Origin of the sequence: Tissierella sp., assembly GCF_052089545.1 — a bacterium.
Lineage (GTDB): Bacteria > Bacillota > Clostridia > Tissierellales > Tissierellaceae > Tissierella_A.
Window position 1 is genome coordinate 4,619 of sequence record NZ_JBQDAA010000054.1, and the last position, 7,850, is coordinate 12,468.

The following is a 7,850-nucleotide window of genomic DNA, read 5'->3' on the forward strand; positions in this document are numbered from 1 at the left end:
ATTCATAAGCTTTAAACTTTATGCATATTCTCATAGTAGAAGGTAAAAAAAGGGGAGGATATGTATGTTTAAAGATTTTATGAATGCAAACATGTTGACTACTTTTGGAGGACTTGTAACAGCCGTAATAGTCATAGTACAATTTACAAAACCATTAATAAAAAAACGATTTAAAGATTCAGCTATAAGAGTTTATACATTTACAATTGCTCTAATATTAACTTTAATATTTCATCCACAAGGATTTGGTTTAACTAGTATCATACTAACTATCATTAATTCAATTATGATAACTATTACAAGTCTTGGAGGATATGAAGTTTTATCAGATCCTATGGCTAAAGCTATAAAAAAATAAAACAGATTTTACCAAAAATAATAATTATAAATAAAAATAATATAATACTTAAAGAAAAAGGGGCGAAGCCTCCTTTTTTTATGTCCAAATGGTATAATGTTAAAAAAGGGGGATACTTATGAATAAAAAGGTAGGATTTATAGGATGCGGAAATATGGCTAAAGCAATGATCAGGGGAATAATAGGATCTAAAATAGTAGATAAAAAAGATATAATAGTATCTGCAAATACTAAAGAAACTTTGGATAAAGTAGAAGAGAAATATGGTGTTACTACTACTTTAGAAAATAAAGAAGTTGCTAAAAAATCGGACTATTTAATATTAGCTATAAAACCACATCTTTATGAAATGATATTAAAAGAAATAAGAGATGATATTAAAGAGCAAACTATAGTAATATCTATTGGAGCTGGGATAAGTTTGGACTTTTTAAAAAACAACTTAAAAGATGGAATAAAGTCTATCAAGACTATGCCAAATACTCCAGCCCTTGTAGGCGAAGGTATGACGGCAATATCCTTAGGTGAGCATATATCAGAAGAAAAAACTGAGGATATAATAAATATCTTTAAAAGTTTTGGAAAAGTAGAGATAATAGATGAGAATCTTATGGATGGATTTACTGCTATTTGTGGATCATCTCCAGCATATATATTTGTCCTAATAGAAGCTATGGCAGATGCAGGAGTAAGAGAAGGTATACCAAGACAAAAAGCATATAATATGGCAGCACAGTCTGTTTTAGGTTCTGCAAAGATGGTATTAGAGACTGGAGAGCACCCAGGGAAATTAAAAGACAATGTATGTTCACCAGGAGGTACTACTATAGAGGCGGTTATTAGCTTAGAAGAAAGTGGATTTAGATCTTCTATTATGGAAGCTATGAAGGTATGTACTGATAAAAGTAAATCTATGAAAAAATAATTTAATATGATAATTTTAAAAGTGTAAAAAGTGTACCTTAAGATTCTTAAGATACACTTTTTATTTTAAAAACAGTTGACATGTATAGAATGATGGTGTACTATATAACTAATACATTGAGTCGATTTTGGAGGTGAAAAGTATGGACTTTAAGGATAATTTACCCATATATATTCAAATAATGAATTATATTAAAAGAGAAATAATTACAAAGAATATAAAAGAAGGTGGAAAACTTCCCTCAGTAAGAGAACTTTCAAGTACTTTAACAGTAAATCCTAATACTATCCAAAGAGCATATGCAGAACTTGAAAGAGAAGAGCTCGTTTTTACTCAAAGAGGAATGGGTACATTTGCTACAGAAGATGTTAAAAAAATAGAAAATCTAAAAAGAGAGATGGCTAAAGAGTTAGTTGATAATTTTTTAATAGAAATGCAATCACTTAATTTTACTATAGAAGAGATAAAAAACTTAATAGATTGATAAAGTAAAGGAGGAGTAAGAAATGGAAAATATAGTACAAATAAAAGGAATAACAAAGACTTATAGAAAAAAAAGAGCATTAGATGATTTGAGCTTAGATATTAAAAAGGGTGGAGTAGTAGGAATACTTGGACCAAATGGTAGTGGTAAAACAACAATTATAAAAATACTAACAGGATTATTAAGACCAAGTAAAGGTGAGGTACTAATAGATGGGAAAACTCCAGGAGTATATACAAAATCTATAGTATCATATCTACCAGATAGAAGTTTTTTATATGATTGGATGGATATAAAGGATGCTATAGGGTTTTATAAAGATTTTTATGAGGACTTTGATGAAAAAAAGGCAATAGATTTATTAAAGTTTATGAATTTAGATGAGGATATGAAAATTAAGGAATTATCTAAAGGAATGCACGAAAAGTTAAATTTAAGCTTAGTTTTATCTAGAAATGCTAAGATCTATATAATAGATGAGCCAATAGCAGGAGTAGATCCAGTCGCTAGGGATCAAATCTTAGATGCAATAATTAAAAATTATAATGAGGAAAGTACTATGATAATAACAACTCATCTAGTAAGAGATATGGAAAGTTTATTTGATGATGTAGCCTTTTTAAGAGATGGAAGAATAGAGTTAGTTGGAAATGCTGATGCTTTGAGAGAAGAAAGAAAAATGCAAATAGATGATTTATATAAAGAAATTTTTGGATAAGGGGGAGAAATAGAGATGAAAAAATTTATGAAATATGAAATAAAGGGAACATACAAGTTTATATTTGGAATACTTGCAATAATAATACTAGCATCAAGTATAATTCAGTTTAATATATTTAATGAAATAAAAAGCTTTGAATACAATCAAGTAAATGAATCTATGAATCTTTTAAGATTTATGTTTGTACTATCTATATTTATTATATTTGGGGCTTTTATAACAGCATTTTTCTATATAGTAGGATCCTTTAGAAAAGAGCTATATGAGGACAGGGGATATTTAACATTTACACTTCCTCTTACAGGAAATCAAATTTTAGGCAGTAAGTTATTAGTAGCATTTATGTGGTATATTGTTATGGGACTTGTAACTGTTCTTTATAATATACTCCTTGGTGTAATATTATTTAAAGGGGAACTAGGAGTAATATTTAGAGAAGTTATAGAATTAATAAATGTAGGTTTTATAGCTTCAATTTTTACTGGATTTATATCTGTAATAATAACACTTATAGTAATATATTTTTCAATATCTTTAAGTAAGGTTAGTATAAAAAACAAGAAAATAGGTGGAATGTGGTTTATTATATTTTTAGTATTGATAGGAGTTACATCTTATCTTTCAAGCAAGATAGGAATAGCACTACCATACTTTTTAGATATGAATACATTTAAGTTTATAACTTTAGAAGGTATTCTTGATACTATGAATAATAGCATGATGACTCAAAATATAATGTTAGCAGGTTCTTTGCCAGAGGGAATATTCCCTGGATATATAAATATAGCAAGTTTTATAACCGATATCTTATTTGGAATAGCATTCTTTATGGGAACAGGTTATTTAATAGAAGAAAAGATAGATTTATAAGAAGAAAAATGATTGAGTTTAATATTAAACTCAATCATTTTTTATTTTTCACATAGCTTTTATTATACCACAAGCTATTCTAGTTCCAGAATCACCTGCAGGCTGAGTTCTGAAATCATCAGGATTTTGATGGATTATAACAGATCTATCTATTATATCTTTAACTCTAAATTTATCTGTGAAAAAACTCATTCTAGCATATCCATTATTTGAAAATAATACTGGTAAATCTCCTGCATGATTTCCATGAGGCTGATCATCTGGATTGTAGTGACCTTTAGCAGACGTAAAAGGACTATCAGAGTCTTTTCCTTGACAAAGACCTACCTCATGAACATGGAAACCAAAAGGACTTATAGGTGCATTTTTATCAGTGGCAGGCTGATAAAGAGGAAGACCCCATATTTCTACAAATACTTCAGTTCCTTCTTCTACGGCATAAAAGTATACATTACCACAAAGATGAGGCGCATATTTACTACCCATCATACGAGCGTGAGCTCTATTTATTCTTTTATACATTAAAAAACCTCCTTTTTAATATAATATGATAGAGTAGTTAAATTGCGACAGTTATTTATATTGACACTAATATATATTTATTAGACAATGAAAAGAGAAAATAGTTTAGTTAAAGAAAGTTTTAAAATACAAAAGTGTTTGCATAAAGATGAAAAGAAAACAATAAATATGTAATATAATAAATTTTAGTATATTTGGGAGGTTTAAAATGGATATTATACTTAAAAGAGTAATCATTATATTTTTCGTTTTATTATTACTTTTTATATCTACGATGATATTTAGTGAATATAGAAATATAGAAAAATTGAAAGAAGAAGATAATGATATAAATTTAAAGGCTATAGAACTTAGAAAGGATAGACTAAGAGTTTGGGCTATTAGGCTTTTCTTAAACTTTTTAATCCCTTTATTATTTTTAGTAAGTAATTTATCGCAGAAAATAAATAAATTTGCATCAGAGGGCAAAGGATTGATAATCTCAGGAATATTGTATGGCTTTATATTTTTCGCCCTAATTTTTTTGATTAATTTACCCCTAAATTTTTACTCTTCATATTATATAAATCATAAATACGGTTTATCTAATCAAACTATATGGAGATGGCTCGAGCTAAATATAAAAGGTTTTTTAACTGGAGACTTAATAATAGCTTTATTTCTTTGGGTACCATACTATATAATATCGAGAGAAGCTAGAACATGGTGGATAAGTTTAGGTTTAATAGCAGTTCCTATTATTATATTTATGGTATTTATATCACCAGTAATAATAGATCCTATATTTAATGATTATACATCGATAGAAGATGAAAAGTTAGGTATAGAAATATCAGGACTTTTGGGTAAAGCAGGTATAGAAGATGCAAATATATATAGAGTAGATAAAAGTAAAGATACAAAAACAATGAATGCATATATGACAGGAATATCTAAATCTAAAAGAATAGTCCTTTGGGATACTACAATCGATAATTTAGAAGAAGATGAGGTGTTAAGCATTACGGCCCATGAAATAGGTCACTATATAAAGGGACATATCTGGAAGAGTATACTTTTTTCTATAGCTGGTGTATTTATACTATTATTTTTAGTATATATAAGTAGTAAGTGGATGCTTAGGCATTCTTATGGTAGTTTTGGATTTAGAAATCTATCTAGTTATGCATCTTTACCCTTATTATTACTTATATTAAATTTATATTTATTTTTAGCAAATCCTATATCTAATAATATATCTAGAAAGATGGAAGTAGAGGCCGATGAGGTAGAGATAAGCTTGACGGGTAATAGAGATTCTGCTGTTTCTGCAATGAAAAAACTTTCTAAAACAAATTTAGGGTTAAAAAGAAGATCAAAACTATATGAATGGTTTTATAGTACACATCCTAACTTAGAAGATAGAATAGAATTCTATGAAAAACATCCTATAGATTAATCTATAGGATGTTTTAATAAGTAGATAGGGTTTAAAATAAAATGCAATCCATTAAGGATTACATTTTATTTTGATCATCAACCCATTCTTTAGCTTCATCAACAGAATCTTTTGTTGGAACTGCTACCTTTGAATCAGGAAGTTTACATTCTGTTTTGTAGTAAACATCAGTTGCAGTATCTTCTCTTTTAGGACCTTTATGCTCTTTATAAGTTCCTTCATCTGCTACATCTTTAGGCTCAAAAGGCCCATCTTTATATTTATTATCCTCTGGAACACAAGTCATACCTAGATCATCTTTTTCAACTTTTTTCTTATCAACATTATCTTTTTTCATTTTATCTTCCTCCCTTATTTCTTATATTATTATTGATACCCATTTAAATGGATATAATGCATATATTATATAAAATTTAATTGGCCTCTATAATATTTGGTAGAGGATTATATAAACTTATACCCATATTCTTTTTATATATATCACCATTAGGGTATTTTATAGTAATATTACTTTTTACAGTTGCACCTTTGAGGCCTTTAACTCTTTCTATAAATTGGCCTTTCTTTAAATTTTTATTTTTTATATATTTTTTTCCAGGCTCAATTTCATTGGTGATTGAGTGCTCCCAGACGATCTCAGGAGCTTTTTCTTCTCCATAAAATGCCATATAAAGTTTATTACCTATAAGTTTTGACCAAATAAGTATGTTTCCACTACTTATATTTTTAAATTTAAAATCTTTACTACCATAGTAGACTGTAGCATCTTGCCCATATGGTACATAGTTTATAGGCATGGAATGATTGTATCTTTCTACTATCTCTAAATTTGATAATACTGCTAAATTATATAAAACAGTAGCTATCTTACAAACACCGCCACCTTCAGTCATTACAACCTCACCAGAACTATAAGAAGCACCTTCCTTAAATCCTTTTTCTTTAGTATATGGTCCTATTTCTTTATTTTGAGAAAATACATGACCAGGTTTTACGAGCTTTCCTCTTATCATTGAAGCTGAATGTTTTACATTGAACTCTTCACCTGGCAAGGGATCATTGAGAACTGCTACAAAAGCAGCCATTAAAATAGGAGTATTATAACTTTCTTTTAAATATAAAAATTTACTATTATTTCTCCAGGGAAGTTTAGTAACTTGAGATGAAGTTTCAGGATCGTCATAATCCTTTCCAACTTCATTTAATAAAATTTCTATATTTTCTTTATTATTTATATCCTTATCGTAATATGCATTAGATGTACTAATCCCTATTAAACTGAGGACTAAGATAAGATAAAAAACCTTTTTCATAAAACCATTCCTTTCTGACAATACTTTTCCTATAATTATAATCGTTTATACATATGTAATTTATATGTATATTTAGAAAAGATTATACACTTTAAAAATAAATGAATTACATATATAATGAAAATAGAATTTACAATGAGAGGAATGATTTTTTGTTAGACAAAAATTTACTTAAAGATATAGAGTTCGTAGTAGAACTAGATAAGATGAAGACTATATTAAGACAAACTAGTATTATAGGGCATGAAAGAAGGGAAGATGATGCGCAACATTCTTGGCATATATCTATTATGGCTATGATTCTTTATGAATATAATGATGAAAAAATAGATCTTTTAAAGACTATAAAGATGCTTTTAATTCATGATTTGGTAGAACTTCATGCAGGTGATACATTTTGTTATGATAAAGAAGCTAATAAGGGTAAAAGAGCGAGGGAAGAGGAAGCTATAGAGGAAATATCTAAAAAACTTAGTGGAGATAAGGGAGGAGAAATAAAAGAATTATGGTTTGAATTTGAAGATATGGAAACAGATGAAGCAATCTTTGCAGCAGCTATGGATAGGCTTCAACCAATGCTCAACAACTATAATAATAATGGAGGTACTTGGAAAAAGTTTAATGTATCGAAAGAAGATATTTATAAGAGAATAGAACCTGTTAGAAAATCATCAGAAAAACTTTGGGAATTTGTAGAGTATATGATAGAAGATGCAGAAAATAAAGGGTTTATAAGAAAGAAATAAAGGTTAATAAAAGATATAAAAATACACTTCTAGGGTATAAATTAATTAAGAGAGGTGTTAATTATGAAAATAAATAAAATCTTTATGGGAATATTGATCCTAAGTATTTCTCTTTTTCTAGCAGCCTGTACCCCATCAAATTCACCGGATGATAATGAGAATGATGGTAATAATGAGCTAGAAGAAGAAATAGAAGAAAAGAATGCAGAAATAGAAGAAAAAAATATGGAGATTGAAGAACTTGAAACAAGAGTAGAAGAACTATCAGGACAAATTGAAAATTTAGCAACTAGAACATTTAATGTCTTAGAATCTTTAAAAGAAAAAGATATGGAAAGCTTAAAAGAATATATTCACCCCCAAAAAGGTCTTAGATTTACTCCATATCCATATGTGGATTTAGAGGAAGATATAGTCTTAGAAAAAGATGAAATTGTAGATGCATATAGTTCTTCCCAAACTTATAATTGGGG

General features: G+C 28.2%; 11 protein-coding genes. 8 read left to right on the forward strand and 3 right to left on the reverse strand.

The genetic code is table 11. The annotated features are described in order from the left end of the window. The first annotated feature begins 64 nt into the window (after positions 1-64). The 5 genes from ACTHW2_RS05715 (at position 65) to ACTHW2_RS05735 (ending at position 3,358) form a co-directional block, all read left to right on the forward strand. The gene (locus ACTHW2_RS05715; RefSeq protein WP_442263012.1) at positions 65-358 is read left to right on the forward strand and encodes a hypothetical protein; all 294 of its coding nucleotides are present in this window, start codon (positions 65-67) and stop codon (positions 356-358) included. Positions 359-476: 118 nt separating this feature from the next. Then, on the forward strand, positions 477-1,283 hold the full coding sequence (gene proC / locus ACTHW2_RS05720) for a pyrroline-5-carboxylate reductase (protein WP_442263013.1): 807 nt from the start codon (positions 477-479) through the stop codon (positions 1,281-1,283). 142 nt (positions 1,284-1,425) lie between these two features. Continuing rightward, positions 1,426-1,767 carry a GntR family transcriptional regulator gene (locus tag ACTHW2_RS05725; protein WP_442263014.1) on the forward strand — a complete coding sequence of 114 codons (342 nt, stop codon included), beginning with the start codon at positions 1,426-1,428 and terminating at the stop codon, positions 1,765-1,767. A gap of 22 nt (positions 1,768-1,789) precedes the next feature. Continuing rightward, positions 1,790-2,485, forward strand: coding sequence for an ABC transporter ATP-binding protein (locus ACTHW2_RS05730; RefSeq protein ID WP_442263015.1), 696 nt, complete (start codon positions 1,790-1,792; stop codon positions 2,483-2,485). 15 nt (positions 2,486-2,500) lie between these two features. Next, positions 2,501-3,358 (forward strand): hypothetical protein, encoded by an 858-nt coding sequence (locus ACTHW2_RS05735; protein ID WP_442263016.1) that lies wholly within the window; start codon positions 2,501-2,503, stop codon positions 3,356-3,358. 48 nt (positions 3,359-3,406) lie between these two features. Here ACTHW2_RS05735 and ACTHW2_RS05740 read toward each other — a convergent pair whose 3' ends face one another. After that, the gene (locus ACTHW2_RS05740; RefSeq protein WP_442263017.1) at positions 3,407-3,880 is read right to left on the reverse strand and encodes a superoxide dismutase family protein; all 474 of its coding nucleotides are present in this window, start codon (positions 3,878-3,880) and stop codon (positions 3,407-3,409) included. Between the two features lie 208 nt (positions 3,881-4,088). Here ACTHW2_RS05740 and ACTHW2_RS05745 point away from each other — a divergent pair, with 208 nt between their 5' ends. Next, positions 4,089-5,318 carry a M48 family metallopeptidase gene (locus ACTHW2_RS05745; RefSeq protein ID WP_442263018.1) on the forward strand — a complete coding sequence of 410 codons (1,230 nt, stop codon included), beginning with the start codon at positions 4,089-4,091 and terminating at the stop codon, positions 5,316-5,318. 58 nt (positions 5,319-5,376) lie between these two features. On the opposite strand, the gene ACTHW2_RS05750 is transcribed toward ACTHW2_RS05745, so the two are convergent. Continuing rightward, a complete protein-coding gene (locus ACTHW2_RS05750; RefSeq protein ID WP_442263019.1) occupies positions 5,377-5,655 on the reverse strand; it encodes a CDIF630_02480 family spore surface protein in 279 nt (92 codons plus the stop codon). A gap of 76 nt (positions 5,656-5,731) precedes the next feature. Further along, a complete protein-coding gene (locus tag ACTHW2_RS05755; protein WP_442263020.1) occupies positions 5,732-6,631 on the reverse strand; it encodes a VanW family protein in 900 nt (299 codons plus the stop codon). Between the two features lie 152 nt (positions 6,632-6,783). On the opposite strand from ACTHW2_RS05755, the gene ACTHW2_RS05760 reads away from it, so the two are divergent. Both ACTHW2_RS05760 and ACTHW2_RS05765 read left to right on the forward strand, forming a co-directional pair. Further along, positions 6,784-7,377, forward strand: a complete 594-nt coding sequence (locus ACTHW2_RS05760; RefSeq protein WP_442263021.1) for an HD domain-containing protein — start codon at positions 6,784-6,786, stop codon at positions 7,375-7,377. Positions 7,378-7,440: 63 nt separating this feature from the next. Then, positions 7,441-7,850: hypothetical protein (locus tag ACTHW2_RS05765; protein ID WP_442263022.1), on the forward strand; the 410-nt coding region annotated here is incomplete at its 3' end.

Coding starts and splice junctions, on each gene's coding strand:
- ACTHW2_RS05715 (WP_442263012.1), top strand. CDS start 65: ATGTTTAAAGATTTTATGAATGCAAACATGTTGACTACTTTTGGAGGA.
- proC (WP_442263013.1), top strand. CDS start 477: ATGAATAAAAAGGTAGGATTTATAGGATGCGGAAATATGGCTAAAGCA.
- ACTHW2_RS05725 (WP_442263014.1), top strand. CDS start 1,426: ATGGACTTTAAGGATAATTTACCCATATATATTCAAATAATGAATTAT.
- ACTHW2_RS05730 (WP_442263015.1), top strand. CDS start 1,790: ATGGAAAATATAGTACAAATAAAAGGAATAACAAAGACTTATAGAAAA.
- ACTHW2_RS05735 (WP_442263016.1), top strand. CDS start 2,501: ATGAAAAAATTTATGAAATATGAAATAAAGGGAACATACAAGTTTATA.
- ACTHW2_RS05740 (WP_442263017.1), bottom strand. CDS start 3,880: ATGTATAAAAGAATAAATAGAGCTCACGCTCGTATGATGGGTAGTAAA.
- ACTHW2_RS05745 (WP_442263018.1), top strand. CDS start 4,089: ATGGATATTATACTTAAAAGAGTAATCATTATATTTTTCGTTTTATTA.
- ACTHW2_RS05750 (WP_442263019.1), bottom strand. CDS start 5,655: ATGAAAAAAGATAATGTTGATAAGAAAAAAGTTGAAAAAGATGATCTA.
- ACTHW2_RS05755 (WP_442263020.1), bottom strand. CDS start 6,631: ATGAAAAAGGTTTTTTATCTTATCTTAGTCCTCAGTTTAATAGGGATT.